Annotated in this window: 20 protein-coding genes; 15 read left to right on the top strand and 5 right to left on the bottom strand. The window is 38.2% G+C overall.

Annotation, left to right across the window (positions count from 1 at the left end; genetic code table 11):
- Nucleotides 1-13 precede the first annotated feature (13 nt).
- The 9 genes from LB467_RS01480 (at nt 14) to LB467_RS01520 (ending at nt 8188) form a co-directional block, all read left to right on the top strand.
- A complete protein-coding gene (locus tag LB467_RS01480; protein ID WP_224472263.1) occupies nt 14-1096 on the top strand; it encodes a bifunctional 3-deoxy-7-phosphoheptulonate synthase/chorismate mutase type II in 1083 nt (360 codons plus the stop codon).
- Nucleotides 1097-1318: 222 nt separating this feature from the next.
- Nucleotides 1319-2269 (top strand): ribosome small subunit-dependent GTPase A, encoded by a 951-nt coding sequence (gene rsgA, locus LB467_RS01485; protein WP_224472264.1) that lies wholly within the window; start codon nt 1319-1321, stop codon nt 2267-2269.
- The gene (gene dtd / locus LB467_RS01490; protein ID WP_224472265.1) at nt 2266-2718 is read left to right on the top strand and encodes a D-aminoacyl-tRNA deacylase; all 453 of its coding nucleotides are present in this window, start codon (nt 2266-2268) and stop codon (nt 2716-2718) included. The genes rsgA and dtd overlap by 4 nt, the downstream gene beginning before the upstream one ends.
- Before the next feature lie 2 nt (nt 2719-2720).
- Nucleotides 2721-3047 (top strand): nucleotide pyrophosphohydrolase, encoded by a 327-nt coding sequence (locus LB467_RS01495; RefSeq protein WP_079713370.1) that lies wholly within the window; start codon nt 2721-2723, stop codon nt 3045-3047.
- Nucleotides 3047-3310 carry a hypothetical protein gene (locus LB467_RS01500; RefSeq protein WP_224472266.1) on the top strand — a complete coding sequence of 88 codons (264 nt, stop codon included), beginning with the start codon at nt 3047-3049 and terminating at the stop codon, nt 3308-3310. The genes LB467_RS01495 and LB467_RS01500 overlap by 1 nt, the downstream gene beginning before the upstream one ends.
- Before the next feature lie 12 nt (nt 3311-3322).
- A complete protein-coding gene (gene aroA / locus LB467_RS01505) occupies nt 3323-4552 on the top strand; it encodes a 3-phosphoshikimate 1-carboxyvinyltransferase (protein WP_224472267.1) in 1230 nt (409 codons plus the stop codon).
- Nucleotides 4553-4633: 81 nt separating this feature from the next.
- Nucleotides 4634-5689 (top strand): tRNA preQ1(34) S-adenosylmethionine ribosyltransferase-isomerase QueA, encoded by a 1056-nt coding sequence (queA, locus tag LB467_RS01510; RefSeq protein ID WP_224472268.1) that lies wholly within the window; start codon nt 4634-4636, stop codon nt 5687-5689.
- Nucleotides 5690-6019: 330 nt separating this feature from the next.
- Nucleotides 6020-7063 carry a 23S rRNA (adenine(2503)-C(2))-methyltransferase RlmN gene (gene rlmN, locus LB467_RS01515; RefSeq protein WP_224472269.1) on the top strand — a complete coding sequence of 348 codons (1044 nt, stop codon included), beginning with the start codon at nt 6020-6022 and terminating at the stop codon, nt 7061-7063.
- A gap of 147 nt (nt 7064-7210) precedes the next feature.
- Nucleotides 7211-8188 carry a polyprenyl synthetase family protein gene (locus tag LB467_RS01520; protein WP_224472270.1) on the top strand — a complete coding sequence of 326 codons (978 nt, stop codon included), beginning with the start codon at nt 7211-7213 and terminating at the stop codon, nt 8186-8188.
- A 133-nt stretch (nt 8189-8321) separates the two neighbouring features.
- Here LB467_RS01520 and LB467_RS01525 read toward each other — a convergent pair whose 3' ends face one another.
- The 5 genes from LB467_RS01525 to LB467_RS01545 form a co-directional block, all read right to left on the bottom strand.
- Nucleotides 8322-8552, bottom strand: coding sequence for a hypothetical protein (locus LB467_RS01525; protein WP_224472271.1), 231 nt, complete (start codon nt 8550-8552; stop codon nt 8322-8324).
- An 80-nt stretch (nt 8553-8632) separates the two neighbouring features.
- A complete protein-coding gene (locus LB467_RS01530; RefSeq protein ID WP_224472272.1) occupies nt 8633-8836 on the bottom strand; it encodes a hypothetical protein in 204 nt (67 codons plus the stop codon).
- Between the two features lie 46 nt (nt 8837-8882).
- The gene (locus LB467_RS01535) at nt 8883-9665 is read right to left on the bottom strand and encodes a TIGR03915 family putative DNA repair protein (RefSeq protein WP_224472273.1); all 783 of its coding nucleotides are present in this window, start codon (nt 9663-9665) and stop codon (nt 8883-8885) included.
- Nucleotides 9666-10925, bottom strand: coding sequence for a putative DNA modification/repair radical SAM protein (locus LB467_RS01540; RefSeq protein WP_224472274.1), 1260 nt, complete (start codon nt 10923-10925; stop codon nt 9666-9668).
- 246 nt (nt 10926-11171) lie between these two features.
- Complete coding sequence (locus tag LB467_RS01545) at nt 11172-12836, bottom strand: sulfatase family protein (protein ID WP_224472275.1); 1665 nt, start codon at nt 12834-12836, stop codon at nt 11172-11174.
- Between the two features lie 97 nt (nt 12837-12933).
- On the opposite strand from LB467_RS01545, the gene LB467_RS01550 reads away from it, so the two are divergent.
- The 6 genes from LB467_RS01550 to LB467_RS01575 all read left to right on the top strand — a co-directional run bounded on the left by LB467_RS01550 (nt 12934) and on the right by LB467_RS01575 (nt 25871).
- Entirely contained in the window at nt 12934-15684 is a 2751-nt protein-coding gene (locus LB467_RS01550; RefSeq protein ID WP_224472276.1) for a helix-turn-helix and ligand-binding sensor domain-containing protein, read from the top strand.
- A 224-nt stretch (nt 15685-15908) separates the two neighbouring features.
- Complete coding sequence (locus LB467_RS01555; protein ID WP_224472277.1) at nt 15909-18911, top strand: SusC/RagA family TonB-linked outer membrane protein; 3003 nt, start codon at nt 15909-15911, stop codon at nt 18909-18911.
- 10 nt (nt 18912-18921) lie between these two features.
- Nucleotides 18922-20496: a RagB/SusD family nutrient uptake outer membrane protein gene (locus tag LB467_RS01560; RefSeq protein ID WP_224472278.1), complete on the top strand. Its 1575-nt coding sequence runs from the start codon at nt 18922-18924 to the stop codon at nt 20494-20496.
- Nucleotides 20497-20502: 6 nt separating this feature from the next.
- Nucleotides 20503-22221, top strand: a complete 1719-nt coding sequence (locus LB467_RS01565) for a LamG-like jellyroll fold domain-containing protein (RefSeq protein WP_224472279.1) — start codon at nt 20503-20505, stop codon at nt 22219-22221.
- A gap of 138 nt (nt 22222-22359) precedes the next feature.
- Nucleotides 22360-23691 (top strand): glucoamylase family protein, encoded by a 1332-nt coding sequence (locus LB467_RS01570; protein WP_224472280.1) that lies wholly within the window; start codon nt 22360-22362, stop codon nt 23689-23691.
- An 11-nt stretch (nt 23692-23702) separates the two neighbouring features.
- A complete protein-coding gene (locus tag LB467_RS01575) occupies nt 23703-25871 on the top strand; it encodes a glucoamylase family protein (RefSeq protein WP_224472281.1) in 2169 nt (722 codons plus the stop codon).
- Nucleotides 25872-25890: the final 19 nt, after the last annotated feature.

Consider the following 25890-nt stretch of genomic DNA (forward strand, 5'->3'; position numbering starts at 1 on the left):
TAAATTTTAAATTATGGAAAACAAGAAAGAACTAAGAAACTGGCTGGACGATTTTGGATTAGATCATCCACTGGTAATCGCAGGCCCCTGTAGCGCTGAAACCGAAGAGCAGGTTTTAAAGATCGCTCATCAATTAAAAGATACAGACGCCACGGTTTTACGTGCCGGAATCTGGAAACCAAGAACAAGACCCGGAAATTTTGAAGGTGTTGGTGCGCTTGGTTTAAAATGGTTGAAAAAAGCCAAAGAAGAAACCGGGATGTTGACCACTACTGAAGTCGCGAATGCGAACCACGTAGACCTTGCTATGGAAAATGATGTTGATATTCTTTGGATTGGTGCCAGAACTACGGTTTCACCGTTTATCGTTCAGGATATTGCTGATGCACTTAAAGGAACTGACAAAACGGTATTGGTTAAAAACCCGGTAAATCCAGATCTTTCCCTTTGGTTAGGTGCGGTAGAAAGATTTCATACTGCCGATATCAAAAATTTAGGAGTGATTCACCGTGGATTTTCAGCTTACGAAAAGACCAAATACAGGAATAACCCTGAATGGCAAATCGCAATTGAGCTTCAGAATAAATTCCCGGATCTTCCGCTAATTTTAGATCCTTCGCATATCGCGGGACGTAGGGATATTATTTTTGATCTTTGCCAAACAGCCTTAGACCTCAATTACGACGGCCTTATGGTTGAGACCCACCACACTCCTGATGATGCCTGGAGTGATGCAGCACAGCAAATCACCCCCGCAGCACTTGTTCAGATTATGAAAGATTTGAAGATTAGAAAAGAGGTTTCAGAAAGTGAAGATTTTAAGAATAAATTGAACACTTTAAGAGCTAAAATTGACGTAGCCGATAACCAATTGATCGACCTGCTTTCAAAAAGAATGAAAATTTCAGATGAAATTGGTAGGGTGAAAAAATCACAGAACGTTTCGGTTTTACAAACTAAAAGATGGAACGAAATTCTTGGAAATATGGTTCTGGAAGGAGAACAACACGGCTTAAGCGAAGAATTTATTCTGCGTTTATTCAAAGCGGTTCACCAGGAATCCATTAACCACCAGGAAAAAATTATGAAAGCATAATAAGCCTTGTTTTTCATGATTTTTGGTTTAAAAGCGAGTAGTGAATGCTGCATTTGCTATTTTAGCAAAGTGGCTGTTTGGAGATTAATTAATGGACGTCATCCTGAATTTATTTCAGGATCTAATATATAGACAACCTAGATCCTGAAACGAGTTCAGGATGACGAATAGATGACGAAATAAATTTTTTTTCAAACAGCCGCTTAAAAAACCATAATGTGAATGAAAGGAACCGTTTATAAATCTACCGGAAGCTGGTACCAGGTGAAAAGTGAAGCCGGAAAGTTTTACGATTGCCGTATTAAAGGAAAATTCCGGATTAAAGGTATTAAAAGCACCAACCCGGTTGCAGTGGGTGACCGCGTGGAATTTGATATTGAAGACAAGGAAGGTGCAGAGCAGGGAGTGATCAAGAAGATCGATAAGCGCGAAAACTACATTATTCGTAAATCGGTTAACCTTTCTAAGCAAACCCATATTATTGCAGCCAATATAGACCAGGTTTTTTTACTTATCACACTAAATAATCCGCCTACACTTACCACTTTTATAGACCGATTTCTGGTTACTGCGGAAGCTTATCACGTGAAAGCGGTTTTACTTTTTAATAAGGTAGATACCTATAACGAAGATGAGCTGGTAGAGATTAAATATCTTGCAGCTATATACAGAAATGCAGGATATGATTGTATAGGAATTTCTGCCACCACCGGAAAAAATGTAGATAAGGTGAAGGAAATGATGCTGGGCAAAACCAGTATGTTTGCCGGCCATAGCGGTACCGGAAAATCTACTTTGATCAATGCAATTGAACCCGGTTTAAATTTAAAAACTTCCCAAATTTCTGAACAGCATAAACAAGGCCAACATACCACCACTTTTGCTGAAATGTTCGACCTTAATTTTGATGCCAGAATAATTGATACCCCCGGAATTAAAGGTTTTGGCGTGGTAGAAATAGAAAAGGAAGAGTTGGGAAATTATTTCCCTGAGTTTTTTAAGATGAAGCAGGATTGCAAATTTCATAATTGTCTGCACCTGGAAGAGCCGCAATGCGCGGTAAAAGATGCGTTGGAAGATGGCGAGATCGCCTGGAGCCGTTATAAAAGTTATTTGCAGATTTTAGAAGGAGAAGAAGACAATTACAGGACAGATATTTATCCAAAAAAATGAGAGTAGTTTTACAGCGGGTTTCTAAAGCTTCAGTACAAATAAACCACGAAATTAATGCTGTAATGCGTACCGGTTTATTGATTTTATTGGGCATCGAGAATGAGGATGATCAGGAAGATATAGATTGGCTCTGCAATAAAATTGTAAAAATTCGCATTTTTAATGATGAAAATGACGCGATGAACCTTTCCTTATTAGATGTGAACGGTGACGCCATAGTGGTTAGTCAATTTACCTTACACGCTTCCACCAAAAAGGGAAATAGGCCTAGTTTTATAAAAGCTGCAAAACCTGATGTTGCGGTTCCACTTTACGAGAAATTCGTCGAAAAACTGGAAGAAACTTTAGGAAAGCCGGTAGGAACCGGAGAATTTGGTGCCGATATGAAGGTGGAGCTACTCAATGATGGGCCGGTGACAATTATTATAGATTCAAAACAAAGGGAATAAAAATGAACATAGAAAACGCTCAAAAGGCTGTAGACGATTGGATAAAAGAACATGGAGTTCGTTATTTTAATGAGCTTACCAATATGGCGCAACTTACCGAAGAAGTAGGCGAGGTTGCCAGGATAATTGCACGCCGGTATGGGGAACAAAGCGAAAAAGAATCAGATAAAGAAAAGGATTTGGGAGAAGAGCTGGCAGATGTGATGTTTGTGGTGCTGTGTCTTGCTAACCAAACCGGGGTTGATCTTCAGGAAGCTTTTGATAAAAAGCTGGATATAAAAACAAAAAGAGATCACGACAGGCATCATAATAACGAAAAGTTAAAATAATGAAGTTCAAAGAGATGATTTCGCAAAGAGCCTTCTGGAAATCGGTTTTATTCCTTGGCATTGGCTTCCTGATTGTATATGATGTTGTAAGTATGCTGTTTGAATACGGCGGATTTCATTTTAAAGCCTTTTTTACTGAACGTACAGAAGATGGGAAGTTATTTCGCTTTATTGCGGGACAACTACTTGCCGCTTTTGCTTATGGTTTTATTATTGCGTTTGGGCAGTTTAGAGGAAAACAAAAGAGAGATGCTAAAAATTAATATAGCAAATTAATGAATTTAAAGATTTCAAATACCAAAAAGCATCTGGCCGGAAATATTAAAATTACCGGCTCTAAAAGTGAATCCAATCGCTTACTGATTTTGCAGGCTTTATATCCAGATTTAAAAATCAGTAACCTTTCTAATAGTGACGATACCCATTATTTGCAAAAAGCCCTGCAAAGTGATGAGGAATTAGTAGATATCCATCACGCCGGGACGGCAATGCGATTTTTAACAGCTTATTTTTCGGCTCAAGAAGGCCGGGAAGTGGTTTTAACCGGAAGTAAAAGAATGACCGAGCGTCCTGTTAAACTTTTGGTAGATGCGCTAACACAAATGGGAGCCGATATTTCTTACGAACAGAACGATGGCTACCCACCAATAAGAATTAAAGGAAAAAAGCTTATCGCTAATCATGTTTCATTGCAAGCTAATATTAGCAGTCAGTATATTTCTGCATTAATGCTTATTGCACCTGCGCTGCCTAATGGACTCGAAATTAATCTGAAAGGACAAATTACTTCTACGCCTTATATTAAAATGACTTTAGAGATCCTGCAACGCGCGGGAATTAAAGGAAATTTTGAAGGAAATACTATCAAAATTGAAGCTATTCCAGAAGTAGAAAGTCAAACTTTGGCGGTAGAATCAGATTGGAGTTCGGCTTCTTACTATTATAGTCTGGCCGCGATAAGCGAAACAGCCGATCTTAAATTAAGCACGTATAGGAAAACCAGTTTGCAGGGAGACTCCTGCCTGGCTGAAATCTATAAGCAATTTGGGGTGAGTACTAAATTTGAAGGAGATCATATTATCCTTGAGAAGCGTCCTGGTAGTAAACCAAAACATATTGAAGAAAACCTTCAAAATTCACCTGATATCGCCCAGACCATAGCGGTTACTTGTTTGGCTTTAAATGTACCTTGCCATTTAACCGGCTTGCACACCTTGAAAATTAAGGAGACCGATAGATTGGAAGCTTTAAAAACCGAAATTGAAAAATTTGGTAGTAAGGTAAAAGTCACTCAAAACAGCCTGAAGCTTCTTCCGCAGAAAGATTTTGCAGAAAATGTTTCAGTAGGAACTTATAACGATCACCGTATGGCGATGGCTTTCGCACCACTGGGACTTAAAATTCCTTTTGAAATTGAAGATGCAGAAGTGGTTTCAAAATCCTATCCTGGCTTTTGGGAAGATTTTGAAAAACTCAGTTTCGAGATTGAAAAAACTTCAATTTAAAAGCTTTTTTTAAATAAACCGTTAAATACTTGACAACCCCTACCTTGAGATTGTATATTTGCGGCTTCTAAAAATGCAATTATGGGAATGAAACTTTCACACTTCAATTTTGAGCTTCCGGATGAACTTCTGGCAGAGTACCCTTCAGAGAACAGGGACGAAGCCAGGCTTATGGTTCTTAACCGAAAAGAACAAACAATTGAACATAAACAATTTAAAGATATTCTTGATTACTTCGAGCCTGAAGATGTTATGGTATTGAACAATACCAAAGTATTTCCGGCACGTTTATATGGTAATAAAGAAAAAACCGGTGCGAGAATCGAAGTATTTCTTTTAAGAGAGTTAAATCCTGAAACAAAACTTTGGGATGTTCTTGTAGATCCTGCAAGAAAAATTAGAATCGGGAATAAACTTTATTTTGGGGATGACGAAAGTTTAGTGGCTGAAGTTATAGATAACACTACTTCTCGGGGAAGAACCCTTCGTTTTCTTTACGACGGTTCTTACGAAGATTTCAGAAAGAAACTTAAGGAACTTGGGGAAACCCCGCTTCCAAAATATATAAAGCGTGATGTGGAACCTGAAGATCAGGAACGTTACCAAACAATATACGCGAAAGAAGAAGGAGCTGTAGCGGCACCAACTGCCGGACTTCACTTTTCTAAGCACCTTTTAAAGCGTTTGGAAATAAAAGGAGTAGATTTTGCTGAAGTTACCCTTCACGTTGGTTTGGGAACTTTTAGCCCGGTTGAGGTAGAAGATCTTAGCAAACATAAAATGGACAGCGAAGAAGCTTTTATTGAAAAGAAAGCTACCCAAACTATAAACAAAGCAAAACTGGAAAACAGACGTGTTTGTGCCGTAGGTACAACCGTAATGCGTGTGTTGGAAAGCGCGGTTTCTTCAAACCATACTTTAAACGAATTTGGTGGGTGGACCAATAAATTTATCTTTCCTCCTTACGATTTTAGTATTGCGAATTGTATGGTGACTAATTTCCATACGCCGAAATCTACGCTTCTTATGATGATCTCGGCTTTTGCCGGTCACGATTTTATGAAGCGTGCTTACGAAGAAGCGGTAAAGGAAAAATATCGTTTCTATACTTATGGAGATGCGATGTTGATCATCTAATTCCAAAAAGTTTTAAATTATAAAAGCCACAACTTATAAAAATAGGTTGTGGCTTTTTTATTGTGATATTGCTTTAGAACAGAAGCTACTCCTGTAAGGCTTAGAAACCTTGTAGGTTTATTTAATTCACATACCTGCGAGGTATAAAAAAACCTCGCAGGAAGATAGGTATGTTAAGGGTAAATTTATTAAGTTCCGAAAAATGAAACATTAATTTTGCTTAGCGCCAGAAATTCAAGAACCTCGGGGAATTAAACCCTCAATGGGGGGATTAAAACACTTAGCTTCAGCTTAACTTAAAAATCCTTTAATTCTTCATACTTTTGCAGCGTGAAAAATAAGAAGAAAGACATACGGGCACTTACCAAAGTACAACTACAGGAATTTTTTGTAGCCAATGGCGATAAATCTTTCCGCGGAAGTCAGGTATACGAATGGCTTTGGAATAAAGGCGCGCACAGTTTTGATGCGATGACCAACATTTCTAAAGCTACCCGTGAAATGCTGGACGAGAATTTTGTGATCAATCATATTCGGGTAGACCGGATGCAGCGCAGTAGCGATGGCACGATTAAAAATGCCGTGAAACTGCACGATCAACTCACGGTTGAATCGGTTTTGATTCCTACGGCTAGCAGGACGACGGCTTGTGTTTCCTCGCAGGTGGGCTGCAGTTTAGATTGCCAGTTTTGTGCCACCGCAAAATTAAAAAGAATGCGAAACCTGAATCCCGATGAGATTTACGATCAGGTGGTTGCAATAGATAACGAAAGCCGTTTGTATTTTGACCGGCCGCTTAGCAATATCGTTTTTATGGGAATGGGTGAACCGCTTATGAACTATAATAACGTGATGAAAGCGGTAGAAAAGATTACTTCACCCGAAGGTTTGGGGATGTCCCCAAAACGGATTACCATTTCTACTTCAGGTGTGCCAAAAATGATCAAGAAACTGGCCGATGATGAAGCCAAAATTAAACTTGCTGTTTCTCTTCACTCGGCAATAGACGAGGTGAGAACGCAAATAATGCCTTTTAATGAAACTTTTCCCTTAGCCGATCTTCGGGAAGCTTTGGAATACTGGTATTCTAAAACCAAAAGCCGAATCACTTACGAGTACATTGTGTGGAAAGATATTAACGATACCCGCAAAGATGCCGAAGCCCTGGTACGATTTTGTAATTATGTGCCGTGTAAGGTGAATTTAATTGAATACAACCCTATAGACGACGGGAACTTCCAGCAAGCCTCTTCTAAGGCTACAGATATGTATCAGCAAATTTTGGAGCGCAACGGGATCACTGTTACCGTAAGGCGTTCCCGCGGAAAAGATATAGATGCTGCTTGTGGTCAGTTGGCTAATAAATCGGCTTAACTTCCCTCATTAAGGGTAATTCTATATGGCTTAACAGGAAGATTTAAAATTGTTTTTTATACTTGATTTGCTTGTCTTCAACTTCCTTATTTTGATAGAAAAACCACCGCTGAATATTCTCTATAAATAATTATCTTTGGTGGCTTAATGAAAGTAATTTCCCAAATAAAACTCCCGGTTGAGAAAGAGATGGAACTTTTTGAAAAAAAGTTCCTGGAAGCCATGTCTTCTAAAGTGGCATTACTTAACAGGATCACCCATTACATTGTGAATCGCAAGGGGAAGCAGATGCGGCCTATGTTTGTTTTCCTGGTGGCAAAGATGGTTTCAGACGGTAGCGTGAACGAGCGTACCTATCGCGGGGCTTCAGTTATAGAGCTTATTCACACCGCTACACTGGTGCATGATGATGTTGTGGATGATTCTAACCGCCGACGCGGGTTCTTCAGCATAAATGCTTTATGGAAAAATAAGATTGCAGTTCTGGTGGGCGATTATTTGCTTTCTAAAGGTCTGCTGCTTTCTATAGATAATAATGATTTTGACCTGCTGAAAATTATTTCAGTAGCCGTTCGCGAGATGAGCGAAGGCGAATTGCTGCAAATAGAAAAGGCCAGGCGTTTAGATATTACTGAAACCGTTTATTACGAGATTATTCGGCAAAAAACGGCTACGCTTATCGCAGCTTGTTGCAGTTTGGGAGCTGCTTCGGTTAAACCTGATTCTGATGAGACTGCCAAAATGAGACGCTTTGGCGAATTGATTGGGATGGCTTTCCAAATAAAAGATGATCTTTTTGATTATGGCGATGAACAAATAGGAAAGCCCACCGGTATTGATATTAAGGAGCAAAAAATGACTTTGCCTCTAATTTACGCCTTAAATAATTCGACCAAAAAGGAAAAAGACTGGGTAATTAATTCGGTTAAAAACCACAATAAAGACAGGAAGCGGGTAAAGGAGGTGATTCAGTTTGTAAAGGATAAAGGCGGCCTGGACTATGCGGTAAAGCGCATGGAAGAATTTCAGCAGGAGGCCATGGTGATTTTAGAAGATTATCCAAATTCTCCATATAGGGAATCCCTGGAGCTTATGGTGAATTATGTGATAGAACGTAAAAAATAAGGCTGTGCTGTTTTACACTGCCGTCTAAAATAGGGGCTTAAACCCCCGATAAAATCGGGACAGGCTCTGAAACACGTTCAGGGTGACGTAAAAACAAAACAGCCTTAGTTAATTTTAATAAAGAAATTGCCGATTAATTATCGTCTTCGTGAATCTCTTCATCGATTTCTTTTCCAACTTTTTTAGCTTCTTCTTCAACTTTTTTGGCGCCTTCTTTAACTTTTTCACCGGCTTTATTCACATTGTCTTCAATGTCTTTGCCAAAAGACTCTACGGCATCTTCCGTTTTTTCTTTCGTGGTTTCACGGCAGGAATATAAACCCAGGGTAAAAACGGCAACTAAAATAAATATAAACTTTTTCATGATAATTTGATCTTGGTTTAAACTAAAAAAAGCCACTTTCGATTAAAAAAGCAGCTTTAAAATTTCTTTGAAAGAAACGATTACATATTATCGTCTTCGTGCATTTCTTCGTGCATTTCTTCACCTGCTTCTTCCATTTCATTTCCTGCTTCGTCTGCAGCGTTTTCAATATCTTCACCAGCAGACTCCATAGCGTCTTCTGTTTTTTCTTCAGTAGTTTCTCTACAAGAATAGATAGAAAGAGACATTGTTGCAACAGCAAAAAGTAAAAATAATTTTTTCATTTTAGAATATGTTTGATTAGTTGAATCAGCAAATTTAAACTATTTTTTAATTATGCAAGGGATTCTTTTCAATCAAATACTTCCAATATCGTTTAGGTAAATGTTGGTGATGAAGCCTTGTGTTTATGCGGGATCTAATGGTTGTAGCTTCAAAATATTTTTTCCATAATTCCTGAAAGTCCATTTCAAAATCATTAAAAATATATTGATTTGCTTCAGCTTTATCTGTATTTATAGAAAAATCAAAGCTGATAATCTCTGTTTTGTGGAGATCGTAATATAGCCCAAATTTACGCGTGGTGTCATAAATAATCCAATGTTGGTCACTGTACCTGGAAGTAAAATGTTTGTTTATAAGAGGAAGCACATTAAAATCGGGCGCAATCGTTGCAAAATAGATATTGTCTTTAGTAAGTTGAAATCTTACAAAAGCTTCCATTCGGTGTTTTTCCCGTCTTACCTTTTTGGCAGTTTGTGCAATTTTTAGAACGTGAGGATTCGTAAAATCTCCATCTACATTGTTTTTATGCTTAAATGTGTACTGAAAATACTTCAGAATTTCCAATTCAATGCCGGGTTCTTCACTTAAATAGGCGTTATACACTGAATTTGCACCACGAGCTGAAACATAAGATTTAAAAGCCTTCAAAACCCGGTTTGCCTTTGATTTATCTGTTATAACTTCAAGAATTTCACTAAAGAAATCTCCTTTATTCGCATCTGGAGGATTTATTGCGATTACCTCTAATTTTTCCTCATAGCTTAAAAAAATGCAGGTGAGAAGGCCGTTAAAAGTACCGTCGTAATTTAGTGAAGCTGTAGCCTGCATCTAAAATAGACTTAATTGACTGCTATATTCTTTTCTGAATTTCCCAACAGAATTTCGAAGAATAAGTGATTTGATTTTTGCCGATCCCAAATCACGGGTTTCCCAGCCTCGGGAATCACAAATTATAAAATACTTCGCCCGGTTAAGTGAAACGCCAATGGCTTTTAAATGATCGTGATTTAACTTCCGGTATTTTCTAGCGTTTAAGATCTTGCTCACCGATTTTAAACCTACACCTGGAATTCTTAATAGGGTTTCTTTTTCGGCGCGATTAATATCTACCGGAAAATGCTGCGGGTTCCTTAAGGCCCAGCTCAATTTTGGATCAACTTCAACATCTAAATTTGGAAACTGCTGGTTTAGTAATTCGTTCACATTAAAACCATAAAATCGCATTAACCAATCGGTTTGATAAAGCCGGTTTTCCCTTAGCATGGGAACCTGGGAACCCAGGGAAGGTAATCTTGGGTCGCTTCGAATTGGAACATAACCGGAATAATAAACCCGCTTCATATTATAATTTGTATAATAATGATTTGCAGAAAGCATGATCTCCCGGTCACTTTCTCCTGTTGCGCCCACGATCATTTGAGTGCTCTGGCCGGCAGGTGCATATTTTGGTGTGTTTTTGATTAATTTTTTCTCTGATTTATATTGAATTATTTCATTTTTCACCTTCTCCATTGGCTTTATGAAATCGGCGTGGTCTTTTTCGGGAGCCAGTTTCTTTAATCCGGAAACCGTAGGAATTTCAATATTTACGCTTAACCTATCGGCATAAAGCCCGGCTTCGTACATCAACTCATCACTGGCGCCTGGAATAGATTTTAAATGAATATAGCCGTTAAAATTTTCTTCCAAACGCAATTTCTTTGCTACTTTTATAAGACGCTCCATTGTGAAATCAGCATCTTTAAAAATCCCTGAACTTAGAAATAAGCCTTCAATATAATTGCGTCGATAGAAATTGATGGTGAGATCTACTACTTCCTGCACTTTAAATGCAGCTCGTTTTATGTCATTGCTTCTGCGGGTTACACAATAGGCGCAATCAAAAATACAATAATTGGTAAGCAGTATCTTGAGCAGGGAAACACAACGCCCATCTTCTGTATAGGAATGGCAAATTCCCATTCCGTCAGAATTCCCCAGGCCTTTATTTTTATTAGAGCGTTTACTACCACTGCTGGAGCAGGAAACATCATATTTCGCAGCATCGGCAAGAATTTCCAGTTTTTCCTTAATTCGATCAAACATCATGGTTTCGAAGTTTGGTTCAAAAATAGGAAAAAATCCAATATTTAGGAATAAATACTTGTTAATTGAAAAAATTAAATGTTTTTCAATTTAATCCCTCATTGAGGGTTTAATTCCCCGAGGCCTGCCCGAATCATTCAGGCGGGCTTGCCTCGAAATTATAAAATAGTTTTCCAATTCAGATCTCGTGGGCTTGCCCCGAGGTTCTTAATTTTTCTAAAATACTTCGGTGGATTTTCAGCTTAAAGACTACTCCTCTTCTGGATCTTCGCCAGCCAATCTTGCAAAATTTCGGTAAGCCTGTTCCACCTTTTCTTCAGGGGTAGTGGCAAATTCTTCTTCTGTTACATTATATTTCTGCTGAAGGGAATCCAGGCTTGAATGCAACTGTTCTCTTACTTCGGCATAATCAGGGTGATTGTAAATATTATTCATTTCTTGAGGATCTTCCTTGAGATCGTACATTTCCCATTCATCTATGTCATCATAAAAATGCATCAGTTTAAAACGATCAGTTCTGATACCGTAATGCCTTTTCACCATATGAAAGGCCGGAAAATCGTAGTAATGATAATAAATTGCATTTCTAAAATCTTCATCTGTAACTGAATTATTTATTAAAGGCCTTAAAGATTTTCCATGCATATCTTGTGGAATTTCAGCATTGGCAAAGTCCAGGAAAGTGGGTGCAAAATCTATGTTCTGAGTAAGTGCATCAATTTCGCTGCCGGCTTCAATTTCGCCGGGCAACTGCATTAGCATCGGCATTGCTAAAGACTCTTCATACATAAAACGTTTGTCAAAGAATCCTTTTTCCCCGAGATAAAACCCCTGATCTGTGGTGTAAACAATCAAAGTATTTTCGTCTAAGCCGCTTTCCTCAAGATAATCTAAGATTTCCCCAACCCCTTCGTCTACAGAAGCAACGGTTGCTAAATAGTCCTGAAGGTAACGTTGCCCTTTCCATTTGGCAAGTTCTTTACCGGATAGATTAGCATCGTGAAAGGCATCATTTTTAGGCCGATAAGCTTTGTTCCAGGTATCCCGTTGTTCTTTTGTCATTCTTTCAAAATCTGTTTTCCAGGGATTATGTCTTAAGGAGTCGCTGCCTTTTTCTACGCTCATCTTTAAGTCATGACCTTCATACATATCCTCATAAATAGTTTGCTGTTGCTGTTGTGCTGCTACCTGGCCCTTGTGATCAGAAAAGTAACTATTGGGTAGAGGAAATTCAGTAGAATCATATTTATTTAAATGCCTAAGTGCAGGCATCCAGTTTCTATGTGGCGCTTTATGTTGAACCATGAGCATAAATGGTTTTTCTTCAGAGCGGTTATTTTTTAACCAGTCTAAGCCCATTTTGGTAATAATATCGGTAGCATAGCCTTCAATTCTTGTGGTATCTTTTCCTTTAATAAAATCTGGGTTATAGTAATTCCCCTGATCTACAAGAATATTCCAATGATCGAAACCTTCGGGTAAACCGTGAAGATGCCATTTGCCTACCAGGGCGGTTGCGTAGCCAACCTCTTTAAGAAACTTGGGAAGGGTGGGTTGAGAACCATCAAATACCTCTCCATTCATCCTGAACCCATTTTCGTGACTGTGCTTTCCTGTTAAGATTACTGCCCGACTTGGGCCACAAATAGAATTTGTGCAAAAATTATTATTGAATTTCACTCCATTTTCGGCAATGCGATCAATATTAGGTGTCGGGGCTAGCTGACTTACCGGATGACCATAAGCACTAATTGCCTGGGCCGCATGATCATCGGTCATTATAAAGACGATATTTGGGCGTTTATTCTGGTCTTCTGATGCTTTCTTTTCATCAGAATTATTTTTGCAGGAATTAAGACTGAAAATGCTTAAAGAGAAACTTAGAATAACGAAAAGTGCTTTCTTAAAGATCATAAAAATATGTTTATCTAATTGAGAAAGAACTAAAGTACAAAAAGTATGTAATTTTATCTTAAATTAGACCTATACAAAAACTGCTCAAAAGTGTTTCATGCAATTATCAAGATCCAAAATATTAGCTGTAATATTCTTTGTTTTTCAGGTATATAACCTGTTTTCACAACAGCTTACTCCACCTATACATAACTATTCTTCTGCGGAATATAGGGCGGCCAGTCAAAACTGGGATATTGATGTAGATGAAGAAGGTATAATATATACCGCCAATAATCAAGGCCTATTGAGATTTGATGGCCAATCCTGGGATTTATTTCCGCTGCCTAACGGAAGTATAATTCGTTCGGTATTCGTGTATAAAGACAAGATTTTTACGGGATCTTATAAGGAATTTGGTTACTGGAAGGAGGATATTACAGGTAAACTCTTTTATACCTCTTTAATACCAAAGCTTGGGAAATATGCTATGCAAAGTGAGGAGTTTTGGGAAATCCTGGCATTTAATGGGGATATTTATTTTAGATCTTTTGGAGCGATTTATAAATATGATCATAGCACGATAAAGCCCATCCAAAATGTAGTTAGTAATAAAATGATGGTCTATAAAGACAAGCTTTTACTAGCCGTAAGAAAAGATGGACTATTTTCCCTTAATAAGAATAATGAGCTTCAAAAATTGCCAAATCAGGAAATCCTGAGGGGAGAAGTAGTGGTAGATATGGCAATTGAAGGAGATGATCTTTTTATCGGAACCCGGGAGTACCTGTTTAAATATGATGGTGAGTTATGCGTGTTGTATGATGATAGTAAATTACAGGATGAATTAAGACGATCTGAGCTAAATCATGTTATGGCCTTAAATGGTGGGAAATTACTATTTGGTACAGTAAAGAATGGGATTATAAATTACGATCAAAATGATAGATCCTATAAAATTTTTAACCGTAATAATGGTCTGCAAAATAATACGGTTTTGGGATTTGTGGAGAAGTTTGGTAATATCTGGTTAGGTCTGGATAACGGAATTGACCGTATAGAATTAGATTCTCCGATTGAATTCTATACCGATGATACCGGGGAACTTGGTGCTGTTTATGATCTGGCATTTCATGACGATAAAATGTTCCTTGCAAGTAATACCGGTGTCTATAATTTTAGCGATAACCGGCTGGAAATTATTGATGGCGCTGAAGGACATACCTGGAACCTGGAAATTTTAAATGACACCTTGTTTGTAAACCACAACACTGGAACTTATCAAGTGTTTGAAAATAAAGTTAAGCCGGTAGAGACTTCAACAGGAAGCTTTAAAATTAGTGAACTTCCCTACAACAGTAGTGATTATTTGATTAGTAGTTATACCGGGATTCGAAATTTCAGCAGGCGATCGGATAGCATCTACGGACTTGATAGTTTGAATTTCCCGGTTAAAAATATTGTTTTTGAAAATGAAAACACCCTCTGGGCGGCACATCCTTATGAAGGGCTTTATAGAGCAGGATTTGAAAATAATTTTAAGAGGACCAAATTTGTTGAGAAGATCCATATTCCAGATGGAGGAAATAGTATTAATACCAATGTCTTTAAGATTAACAACCAGTTGGCTATTTTTAATGGAGATCATTGGTTTAAATATAATCCTTTTAAAGATTCTTTAGAAATCTTTGAAGAACTTACTCCTTTTAGAAAGTACAAAATTTTGTTGAAAGATGAAAACACTTACTGGTTTAGTCATACAGAAAACAACTTCCTAAAATTTTCTGATTTTGATAATAACAATATCGTAGTGACACCGGCTAGCCTCGGGAATAGACTTGTAAAAAATCACGAAAAAATTCTGAAAAATGGGGATTCGCTCTACTATGTTGCGCTTAACGATGGCTTTGCACGAATAGACCTTGCTAAGTTTATAAAGAATTTGGATAATATGTACGTTAGTAAACCATCAGTAAAAGGCTTTTCAGATTTGGAAGGTCGGTATGACCTTACAGGAAGACCTGTGGTTCCTTATAAAAGTTCCAGGGATTTGAATATTTATACTTCGTTACCAGTGTCTGGTGCAATGGGTTTAAGATATCGGATACACGGAGAAGACACTTTAAGTGGAGAAGTTAATAATGGATTGATTAACCTACAAAATTTAAATCATGGGAATTATGAATTACAACTGTTGGCTATAGGGCCTCAGGCTGAAGTAGTAGAGAAAACCAACTTTAATTTTAAGATTAGACCTCCATGGTATTTATCCCATATAATGAAACTGGTATATATTCTTATCGTTCTATCTCTGCTTGTTCTGGTATACTGGTTTAATCAATTGAAATTAAAAAAACATCAATTATTACTTGAAGAAAAATTCGAGAAGGAACATCAGGAGCGGCTGAATAATCTCGAAAAAGAACGATTAAAAAATCAAATTACCTTAAAAAGGAAAGAATTGGCTAACACTACGATGGTGGCAGCAAAAAAGAATGAAATGCTCATGGAAATTCAAAATGAATTGAATAAGGATAAAAGCAATTTTCCCAATCAATTTAAAATGAAGCATATTCTAAATAAAATTAATCGCGCGATCAAGAATAAGGATGAATGGCAGGTATTTGAAACAAACTTCAACGAATTACACGAAGATTTCTTTAAAGATGTTTTAGATAGTTATCCTAATCTTACCAATAAAGACTTAAAGCTCTGTTCGTATTTAAAAATGAATCTTACTTCAAAAGAAATTGCTCCTTTAATGGGAATTTCGGTGCGGGGAGTAGAAGTACACCGTTATCGTTTACGAAAGAAAATGGACTTAAATAAGAAGGAGAATTTGACAAATTTTCTTATAAAAAATTTCTAGGTTGTTAATTCACATGATTAAAATTAACATAAATATACTACATCATTACTACATCATTAATTCAAATAATTGTTAAAAACTTACTTCAAAATGGTTTTAAATAACTGATAAACAGAATAATAAAACTTATATATGTGTGATGTAGCGGTAGTGTACTACATCGTTTGCGAAAAATCGAGACTTGGTTGTATCTTTCTGTTAAAATTCAGTAAAAATTCAACCGTATGAAATTAAAATTATTTTCCATTTGTATGGTCCTTTTATCTGGTTTTGGCTTCGCTCAGGAAACCAAAACTATTTCAGGGATAATCACGGACCAAAATGAAATACCTTTACCCGGAGCCGAAGTAAAGGTTATTGACAAAGACATTTTTGACGTCACCGACTTTGACGGAAATTTCAGTTTAGAAAATGTGGAAGTTGGCGATGCCATTAGAGTAACATTTCTCGGGTTTCTGCCACAGCAATTTACAGTAGGTCAGAATAATGAATATTCTATTGCTTTAGAAGAAGATACCGATCAACTGGAGGAAGTTGTTGTAATTGGTTATGGTACGCAGGAGAAAAGAGATTTAACCGGAGCTATTAGTACTGTATCTGCTGAGGAAGTAGAAAGAACACCTACAGCTAATGTTATGCAATCTTTACAAGGTAAAGTTTCGGGAGTGCAGATTGTTAACGCTGGTTCTCCAGGGGATTCTCCAACTGTAAGAATTAGGGGTCTGGGTACCTTTGGGGATGCTACAGGTGTATTATATGTTGTAGATGATGTTCTATATGATAATATTGATTTTTTGAATACCAAGGATATTAAATCTATAAACGTACTAAAGGATGCTTCCTCTTCTGCGATATATGGCGTTAGAGCAGCTAATGGGGTTGTGATTATTGAAACAAAATCTGGTAGAAAAAACCAAAAACCTCAATTTGAATACGATGGTTATACAGGTTTTCAACGTGCACAGAATGTGGTGAAACTGGCAAACACCGAACAATTTGCTACAATGGCAAGGGAATCAGGTTCTGCACCCGATGCTCAGTTTATTACTAATGCTATTCAGCGCTATGGTCGTAGCCGTATAAATCCCAATGTACCTGCGGTTAATACCGATTGGTATAAGGAAATCCTAAGGGAAGGCTTAATGCAAAACCATAGTATCTCTGCTTCTGGTGGAGGGGAGAGTGTGGTTTATGCTGTTGGAGCTAACTATTTAGGGCAGGATGGTATCCTGGATATGAAAAATGACTATGAACGTTTTAATATTCGTTCTAAAGTAGATATAGATTTAACCGATCGCCTAAAAATGGGGGTTAACTCTATTTTCAGTAACGCGACTAAGCATTCTCCAGATAATGCAGCCTGGTTTAGGGCTTATTTTGCAGTTCCTACTATGCCGGTAATAGACGAGACAAATACTGAGGCCAGCCCTATTCGTTATTCTAACGCTCAATTATTAGGTTATAGAGGAACACAAAACCCGTTTCAGAATCTTTCTTATAACCAAAACAGAATAAAAATAAGAAAGCTTCTAACTTCTGCGTTTTTGCAATATGAAATAATAGAGGATAAACTGGATATTAAAACAACCTACAGTCATGATTATTCTTCTTTAGAGGAAAGAAATGTAAACCTTCCCTATACTCTTGGTAATAACTTTGAACGTAGGTCAAGTATCAGAAGGGCTAATAATAATTTCTCGAATCAATACTGGGATAATGTTCTAACATATGAAGATAGTTTTGGGGATCACGATCTTACTTTAATGGCCGGTACTTCCTTTAGAGATGAAGCCAGTAATACATTTTCTGCCACCGGTTTTGATATCACCGGGATTGGCCTTGAAACAAGCTGGTTTTTGGATTTTGCCGATCAGGATACCTTTAGTAATAATGTAAATGAAATAGGTAGAAGATTTTATGGATTATCCTATTTTGGTAGGGTAGCCTATAGTTTTAAAGATAGATACCTGTTATATGGTACTTATAGAGCTGATGGCTCTTCTAAATTTACTTTAGATCCCTGGGGATATTTTCCATCTGTTGGATTAGGATGGGTTGTTTCTGAAGAGGAATTCCTTGTAGATAATGATGTAGTGGATTTCTTCAAATTAAGAGCAAGCTGGGGAAAATTGGGTAATGATAACGTAGCGGCCAGTGATGGGTCTAATACCATTAATGTAGTAACAGCCCCAATAGGAGATCAGCCTCGTACGGGTCTAACTTCTACCAGTGTGTTTTCTAATAATACCTGGGAAGTTGTAGAAGAAAAGAACTTTGGTCTAAATCTTGAGGCATTTAATAGAAGATTATCAATTGATGCCGATTATTATATACGCGATACCCACGATGCTATACTTCCAGTTTTTATACCCATCGTCAACAGAAGTGTAAATAGAAATTCTGGACTTATAAGAAATGAGGGCTTAGAGATTGTTGCAAACTGGAATCAACAGGTATCTGAAGATTTTAGTTTTAGGATAGGTGCAAATTTCAGCACTTTAAAAAATGAGACACTTGAAATTGAAGATGAAAGAGGATATATTGATTCTGGTTCAGCTGAATTTAGACAACGCACAACTATTGGCGGTCCACTACTAGGTTTTTATGGATATGAAAGAATTGGGGTTTACCAAAACCAACAAGAAATTGATGCCGATCCTGTGGCTGTAGAAAACGGCCTTGTACCCGGAGATTTTATTTACCGCGACCAGAATGGAGATGGAGTTATTGATGATGCCGATAGGGTGATTCTGGGATCTTTTCTTCCTCAATACACCTTTGGTGGTAACATTGGATTTTCCTATAAAGCCTTTGATTTCTCTATGGATTTTTACGGTCAAACCGGTAATAAGATCCTGAATAGAAAACGAGGGGAAATTATCTTCACTCAGGATACCAATATGGATGCCGATCTTGCAATTAATAGATGGCACGGGGAAGGAACAAGTAATACTTATCCTTCTTCGGCGGGATTACGAAAGGCCTGGAACCAAAGATTAAGTAATTTCTGGGTAGAAGACGGAGATTTTTTCCGAATTCAGAATATTCAGGTAGCCTATAATTTGAAAGCAGAAGGGATACCAGATACAAGGATCTATTTTACTGCAGAGAAACCATTTTCATATTTTAACTATAATGGATTCAATCCTGAAGTGTCAAACGGTGTAGACAGACAAACCTACCCTGTTCCTGCAATTTACACCATGGGTGTTAATATAAAATTCTAAAAAGATGATTATGAAAAAATATAGTTTAACAAAATTATTTCTTCTATGCCTTATTTTTGGCTTTGGAGTTAGTTCGTGTAGTGAGAAGTTAGAGGAGCGGCAAGGACAATTAGATACAGGTGATCTTGATTTTACCAACGCCAGTAACATGATTCAGCCTCTCATTGGTGCCTATTATGAATTTGCTACACGAGGATGGGAAGAACCTCTCTTGTTGGGAGTAAGAGGTGATGATGTAAACGCCGGTGGTTTAGGAGACCAGCAACCTTTTGCCGATACCGATATGTATTCTTATGATAAAGATTACTGGATGTACAACTCCCTTTGGAATGTTCATTACAATGATATTATTAATATGAATAGCGCGATCTTGCAAATTGAAAGGTTTAAAGAATTTGCAAATGCTGAAGATATAGATAGGGCCGATCAATATATCGCTGAAATAAAGGTGCTGAGAGCCTGGTTTCATTTGAATCTTGCCAGAACCTGGGAAGATGTTTTTATAATTACTTCCAATCAGCCCGAAGAAGAACTGGAACAAGGAGTTTCTTCAAAAGCTGCTGTAATGCAGTTCATTTCAGACGAAATGGATATGGCTATCCAAAATCTCCCGGATGCACGTCCAAACGAGCGTACCGATATCCAGGGTGGAGTTACCCAGTATACAGCTTATGCCCTTAAAGCTCTTGCTCATCAGGAATTGGAAAACTACCAGGAGGTAGCGAATGCTGCCGGTGCTATAATAAGCTCAGGTAAATTTTCTCTTTATCCAGATTTTTATCAACTCTTTAAAAAACCTGGAGAGTTGAGCAACGAGAGTTTGTTTGAGATACAATATTCAGATTATGGAACTGAGGCAGGAGATGCACTGTATCATTTATATGCTCCTTTTGGGCCACAAAACTGGACACCTGCCCGTGAAAATGCGCAGAGTGGCTGGGGCTTCTATGAGCCCAGTGACAAATGGATAAAATTTATGGTCGATCGTGGAGAGGAAACCAGGTTGCAAACAAGTGTTTTGTTTACCGATAGAGGTATAGCAGAGCTTGAAGCCGATGGTACCGAGTTACCGGCATTTGTTTCTAATACAACGCCTTCAGGCGATGTTATAAATGACTATGCCCGTGCAAAATTCGCAAGTGGTAAACACTATCTTCCCTCAATTCAACTTACCGATGGAAGAAATAATTACAGCGCAGGAAAAAATTTAATTGTGATTCGTTATGCCGAAATCCTGCTAATGTATGCAGAGGCCTTAACGCTAGGAGCAAACGGTTCAGCGATTTCTGCAGATGAAGCGGTAAATATAGTAAGAGACCGTGCCGGGATGCCAGCTTTAAGTGGTGTGACCCATGAGCAGGTGTTGGATGAAAAATTTGCTGAATTAGCCATGGAATGGGGAATTAGATATTATGATATGATTCGTCACGATAAATATGGGGAATTAAGCTATGACGGAAGAAATTTCACTGCCGATAAGGAGTATTTACCTTATCCACAGGCGCAGTTAGATGCATTACCTATTGAGGCAACGGCAGTAGATAGAAATACTGTGATGAACGATATTTTATTACAATTAAACTAAAAAGCAATGAAAAAAATAAATAAATATTTTTTCGGAATATTTTCATTTATTCTACTACTTACTTCCTGTGAGTATGATGGAATAGATCCACTTACCCAGGTAGACCCGGGAGCCGATGCTGGAGCTCCTGAGGTAACGATTAACTACCCCAATGAGGGAAGTACAATTCAGGTGCCTGAAGCTGTAGCTTCGATCAACATTAGATTTGAGGTAGTTGACGATATAGAAGTTGATATGATTGAGGTCCTGGTTAATGGTAACCAGATTGCCACTTTTGACGAATTTCTTGATTATCGAATCGTAAAGAAAGAAGTGTCCTTTGATAATGTGACCAACGGAGAACACACGCTAACTATTAATGCCACAGATACTGCTGGAAATACTACCAGTAAAACTGTAAACTTTAGTAAAGAGCCTCCTTATACTCCAAAATATGCCGGAGAGTTTTTCTATATGCCTTTTGATGGAGATTTTATCGAACTGGTAAATATCTACATGGCTGATGAAACCGGAAGCCCGGTTGTTTCCAGTGATGCTTATTTGGGAACAGGATCCTATGAAGGAACTGCTGATTCTTATATAGATGTGCAGCTAGATCAGGACAATTTGGGAAGTGAATTTAGCGGTGCTTTTTGGTATAAAGTTAATACTGATGAGGCTAACCGTGCCGGAATACTGGTAGCCGGAGCCAACGAGGAACGTCAACAAGGTTTCCGTTTATTCAGAGAAGGATCGGCTGAGGAACAGAGGCTAAAATTGAATGTGGGAACCGGAACCGGAGAAAGCTGGAATGACGGTGGAGTAATTGATGTTGCCGAAGGGGAATGGGTTCATATTGCATTTAGTATAACTCCTTCTGAAACGATTATTTACTTTAACGGAATGCCGATGAATACGGGAACTATGACTGGTGCTATTGATTGGTCAGGAGTCGAACAACTTACCATTGGTTCGGGTGGAGAGACATTTAGCTATTGGGATCACAGAGCTGATATTAATAGTAATATTGATGAACTAAGACTATTTAATACAGCTTTAAGTCAGGCTGATGTTCAGGAACTGATCAATGCTTCTTCCATTACTCTCGACTTACCTTTTAATGGTGATTACAGAGATATGGTTGCCAATCGTGAAGTAACAGAAGTAGGATCTCCAGGTTTTGCAGGAGAAAGCGTAGAAGGTAACAATGCTTATGCAGGTGCTGAAGGATCTTATTTGCAATTGCCATCTGATGGACTTTTGAGTGATGAATTCAGTGCTACATTCTGGTATAAAGTAAATGCCGATCCAGACCGTGCAGGTATTATCACTATAGGTCCTGAGGATGAAGAAAACCCAGATGCACAAAACAATAGAACCAGTGGTTTCCGCCTGTTTAGAGAAGGAAACGCCGATGAACAACGTATTAAGTTAAATGTAGGAACTGGCTCTGGAGATAGCTGGAATGACGGAGGTGTGATAGATGTAGCTGCGGGAGAGTGGGTACACGTCGCTTTTACTATTTCAAATTCTGAAAGTAAAATTTATTTGGACGGAGAACTGGTGAACACCGGGGATGTTTCCGGAGGTGTAGACTGGACAGGAACCGACATTGTATCAATCATGTCTGGTGCTCCAAGGTTTACCGAATGGGGTCACCTTTCCGATCAAAGTTATATGGACAATCTGCGTTTCTATAACAAAGCTTTAACTGCGGAAGATATTCAAGCCGCAATGGGAGAATAGATTATTAAAAATAATTCCGGTCCTAACCTGGGCCGGAATTTTTTTGTCTTGCTAAAATAGTTTAGTGAGAGTGGTCTATATACTTAAAAAAATATTCGGAATTCATAATTTATATTCTTTCTCAGTTAAAATTTCAAGATGTTTAGATACTTATATTTTATAGGATTAATGTTGATTTTTTCTTCCTGCTCCAGTGATGAAGGTCCGGGATACCAGGAACCTTACGATCCTAATTCAGAGGTTGAAGAGGAAGAAAAATTAACTGATGAGGAATTGCTTGACCTAGTCCAGCAACAAACCTTTAAGTATTTCTGGGATTTTGCCGGCACTAATTCCGGCTTAGCCCGTGAACGTTCTCAGGCCGATGCTTATGGAGGACAGGGAAGAAATATAGTTACAATTGGGGGTTCCGGTTTTGGTATTGCAGCTTTTCCAGTCGCCGTAGAACGTGGATGGATAAGTAGGTCTGAAGCTATTGAAAGACTGAAAAAAATTCTTGATTTTCTGGAAGAGGTCCCCACCTATCATGGTGCTTTTTCCCATTGGTATCTCGATGATTCTGCTCAAACCCGTGCTTTTAGTGAAAAAGATAATGGAGGGGATCTGGTAGAGACCGCATTTTTAATGCAGGGGCTTCTAATCGCCAGGCAGTATTTTTCAGGAGAAACCGAAATCACCAATCGAATTACTGCTCTTTGGGAAGCCGTGGAATGGAATTGGTACACTCAAGACGAAGACGTGCTTTACTGGCACTGGTCTCCTAATTATGCATTTGATATAAACCTGAAAATTCAGGGATGGAATGAATCGCTTATGGTTTATGTGCTTGCTTCGGCATCGCCAACTTATTCTGTTGAGCCGGGAGTCTACCATCAAGGTTGGGCTTCTAACGGTAATATGGTAAATAACCGGCAGTATTATGGGATAGATCTCCCATTAGGACCTGCCTACGGTGGGCCGCTATTTTTTGCACATTATTCTTTTATAGGACTGGATCCAAGAAACTTAAGCGACCAATACGCCAATTACTGGGAACAGAACACCGCGCATAGCCTTATTCATTATAATTATGCGATAGATAATCCCAGGAATTTTGAAGGTTATGGGGAGCATAGCTGGGGCTTTACCGCCAGTGATAGTTATGAAGGATATTCGGCTCACAGCCCGGCTAACGATTTAAGTGTAATTACGCCAACGGCCGCCTTGTCGTCTTTCCCTTATACTCCGGAAGAATCTATGAAAGCACTAAGATATTTTTATGAGGAAAAAAGAAGTGAACTTTGGGGACCCTACGGTTTTTATGATGCCTTTTCTGAAGAAGAGAACTGGGTAGCCGATGGCTATCTGGCTATAGACCAGGGACCAATTATTTCAATGATAGAAAATTACAGAACTGGTTTACTCTGGGATCTTTTTATGCAGGATGAAGAAGTACAAGCCGGTTTAAATAAACTGGATTTTGATTATTAATAGGAATATTTATGAAAATATGTGGAGCTTTTTGTATTTGTCTCTTTTTCCCGTTCATACAATATGCCCAGGAAACTGAATACAACCATGTATTTTTCGATAATAGTTTAATGGAGGAAAGCTGGTTTTATGGTGAAACTTCTTACACTTCGCCTTCACATATTTTAAATATACAAGGTAGATTACCAGTAAATACTGATGTGGCCTTTACACCCGGTAACAGTCTTCACCTAAATTACCGTTCAGCACCAGAAGGAACTTGGAAGGTGAACCTTAAATATCCCGATTGGCGCGGTAAAGACTTTCTCAAAGAAGGAGATATGCTGAGTTTCTGGTTATACGTTGCTAATGAAACTCAAAAAGATAATCTTCCGGAAATAGCCATTGGTTTAGATGAAGACAAGCTTTCTAATTTTATTCAACCCGGTAAGTATATTAGTGATTACTCAGAAAAGAAATGGATGCAGGTAAAACTTCCCCTGGCAGAATTTACTGGATCTGAAGCACTGGCTAATAGCAACAATATCAAGATAATTTCAGTTAAACAATCGCCCAATGATGTCGGGAAAAATGAAATTTTAATCGATCAGGTTGAAATTATAAACGAAGAAAAGCCTTATGTAGAACTGCAGACTACCAAAATAAGGAGTGCAGAGGGATTTGAAAGACACGTAGATCTTAGTTGGGAGCTGGAAGCATCTCCAGCCACTCGTTATGTGAAAATATACCGGTCTCATGATAATAAAAATTTCACTGGGATAGGCGTTCAAAGTCCGGATGAATTCTCTCGTTATGTAGATTATACGGGTGTTCCCGGAAAAACCTATTACTATAAGCTGAGCAGTGTTGGTTATGATTATACCGAATCTCCATTAACTGAATCTACTCAAGTTAGTACAAGAGAAATGAGTGATGAGGAGCTATTAGATATGGTTCAGGAAGCAAGTTTTCGTTACTACTGGGAGGGAGCCGAAGTCAATAGCGGTTTAGCCCTGGAAAATATACCCGGAAGAAGAAATATGATCGCAACTGGAGCTTCAGGCTTTGGAATAATGGCGCTGATCGTTGGAGCAGAAAGAGGCTTTATAACTAAAGATGAGTTTATAACCCGAATGGAAAAAATAGTACGTTTTGTTGAAAATGGAGATCGTTTTCACGGTGCATTACCGCATTTTATGGACGGCCCTACCGGGAAAGTAGAAGCATTTTTCGGGAAATATGATGATGGGGCAGATTTAGTTGAAACCTCTTTTTTTATGCAGGGACTTTTGGCAGCCGAGCAATATTTATCAGAAGATGATCCTGAAGAAAATAACCTGAGAAATAGAATTTCTGTCATCTGGAAAGAGGTGGAATGGGATTGGTTTAAACAGCATGAAGATAGCCCTTATTTGTACTGGCACTGGTCGCCGGAACACGAATGGCATATAAATCATAAGCTTATAGGATGGAATGAGACCATGATAACTTATTTCCTCGCTATAGCATCACCCACCCACGGTATTTCACCCGAAATGTATTATAGCGGTTGGGCTAGCCAGGATACCATTGCAAAGAATTATCGCTCAAACTGGGGCCAAACATCAGAAGGCTCTATGTATGCTAATGATACAAGCTATTTCGGAGTTCCTTTAGAAGTAGGAGTAGGTGTGGGAGGTCCTCTCTTTTTTACTCATTATTCCTTTTTAGGACTCGATCCAATGGAGATGGAAGATAAATACACCAATTATTTTGATACTAACAAGAGTATCGTTTCCATTAATTATAGGTATTCCTTAGAAAATCCGGGGAATTATGAAGGTTACGGAAAGAATAGTTGGGGCCTAACAGCCAGCGACGGCCCCTGGGGTTATAAGGCCCGGGAAGCAAAACCTGAAATGGACGATGGTACGATCGCACCCACAGGAGCGATAGCTTCATTTCCTTATACCCCGGAAAAATCAATGGATGCGTTAAAGCATTTTTATCGTGAATATGGCTCTTTTCTATGGGGAGAATATGGCTTTAGAGATGCATTTAATCTATCTGAAGACTGGACCGCTAATATTTTTATGGGTTTAAACCAGGCTCCAATGGTAGTGATGATAGAAAATCATAGAAGCGGACTAATATGGGACTTGTTTATGAAGAACGAGAATGTACAGGAAGCGCTTAAAGAAATTAAAAAAATAGAAGATTAATATTTACAATTAAAATAAA

Origin of the sequence: Salegentibacter tibetensis, from assembly GCF_020164485.1 — a bacterium.
GTDB classification, from domain to species: Bacteria; Bacteroidota; Bacteroidia; order Flavobacteriales; family Flavobacteriaceae; genus Salegentibacter; species Salegentibacter tibetensis.

Bases quoted from the DNA above. Each gene is read 5' to 3' on its own strand.
- LB467_RS01540 (WP_224472274.1), bottom strand. From the start codon at position 10,925: ATGATGTTTGATCGAATTAAGGAAAAACTGGAAATTCTTGCCGATGCT.
- queA (WP_224472268.1), top strand. From the start codon at position 4,634: ATGGGAATGAAACTTTCACACTTCAATTTTGAGCTTCCGGATGAACTT.
- LB467_RS01480 (WP_224472263.1), top strand. From the start codon at position 14: ATGGAAAACAAGAAAGAACTAAGAAACTGGCTGGACGATTTTGGATTA.
- LB467_RS01550 (WP_224472276.1), top strand. From the start codon at position 12,934: ATGCAATTATCAAGATCCAAAATATTAGCTGTAATATTCTTTGTTTTT.
- LB467_RS01525 (WP_224472271.1), bottom strand. From the start codon at position 8,552: ATGAAAAAGTTTATATTTATTTTAGTTGCCGTTTTTACCCTGGGTTTA.
- LB467_RS01520 (WP_224472270.1), top strand. From the start codon at position 7,211: ATGAAAGTAATTTCCCAAATAAAACTCCCGGTTGAGAAAGAGATGGAA.
- LB467_RS01500 (WP_224472266.1), top strand. From the start codon at position 3,047: ATGAAGTTCAAAGAGATGATTTCGCAAAGAGCCTTCTGGAAATCGGTT.
- LB467_RS01555 (WP_224472277.1), top strand. From the start codon at position 15,909: ATGAAATTAAAATTATTTTCCATTTGTATGGTCCTTTTATCTGGTTTT.
- LB467_RS01565 (WP_224472279.1), top strand. From the start codon at position 20,503: ATGAAAAAAATAAATAAATATTTTTTCGGAATATTTTCATTTATTCTA.
- LB467_RS01570 (WP_224472280.1), top strand. From the start codon at position 22,360: ATGTTTAGATACTTATATTTTATAGGATTAATGTTGATTTTTTCTTCC.
- LB467_RS01545 (WP_224472275.1), bottom strand. From the start codon at position 12,836: ATGATCTTTAAGAAAGCACTTTTCGTTATTCTAAGTTTCTCTTTAAGC.
- LB467_RS01560 (WP_224472278.1), top strand. From the start codon at position 18,922: ATGAAAAAATATAGTTTAACAAAATTATTTCTTCTATGCCTTATTTTT.
- LB467_RS01575 (WP_224472281.1), top strand. From the start codon at position 23,703: ATGAAAATATGTGGAGCTTTTTGTATTTGTCTCTTTTTCCCGTTCATA.
- aroA (WP_224472267.1), top strand. From the start codon at position 3,323: ATGAATTTAAAGATTTCAAATACCAAAAAGCATCTGGCCGGAAATATT.
- rsgA (WP_224472264.1), top strand. From the start codon at position 1,319: ATGAAAGGAACCGTTTATAAATCTACCGGAAGCTGGTACCAGGTGAAA.
- LB467_RS01535 (WP_224472273.1), bottom strand. From the start codon at position 9,665: ATGCAGGCTACAGCTTCACTAAATTACGACGGTACTTTTAACGGCCTT.
- LB467_RS01530 (WP_224472272.1), bottom strand. From the start codon at position 8,836: ATGAAAAAATTATTTTTACTTTTTGCTGTTGCAACAATGTCTCTTTCT.
- LB467_RS01495 (WP_079713370.1), top strand. From the start codon at position 2,721: ATGAACATAGAAAACGCTCAAAAGGCTGTAGACGATTGGATAAAAGAA.
- dtd (WP_224472265.1), top strand. From the start codon at position 2,266: ATGAGAGTAGTTTTACAGCGGGTTTCTAAAGCTTCAGTACAAATAAAC.